1 pseudogene is annotated in these 392 nt (G+C 39.0%); it reads left to right on the top strand.

The window, feature by feature from the left end:
* Positions 1 to 392, top strand: a pseudogene (locus N8M20_RS10210) (hypothetical protein); the annotation flags it as partial.

Raw genomic sequence — 392 nt, 5'->3', positions numbered from 1 at the left:
CCAGACTCATTAACACAAGATGAGAAAGATGCAATTGTTGCTAAAGTTAAAGCAGTAAATCCAGGAGCTGAAGTTGTAGTAGATGATAAAGGAAATGCAACAGTAACAGTAAATGGTAAAACAGCGGTCATTCCAGCAGCAGACTTAACTAAGTCAGCAGAAGAAGCAGCTAAACCAAATGCAGGCAACGACATTGTTAAACCAGCAGATAAGACAGTAGTAGCAAACCCAGACTCATTAACACAAGATGAGAAAGATGCAATTGTTGCTAAAGTTAAAGCAGTAAATCCAGGAGCTGAAGTTGTAGTAGATGATAAAGGAAATGCAACAGTAACAGTAAATGGTAAAACAGCGGTCATTCCAGCAGCAGACTTAACTAAGTCAGCAGAAGA

It is taken from the genome of Streptococcus mitis (genome assembly GCF_946190275.1).
Lineage (GTDB): Bacteria > Bacillota > Bacilli > Lactobacillales > Streptococcaceae > Streptococcus > Streptococcus mitis_DC.
This window is presented reverse-complemented; position numbering and strand designations above follow the sequence as displayed.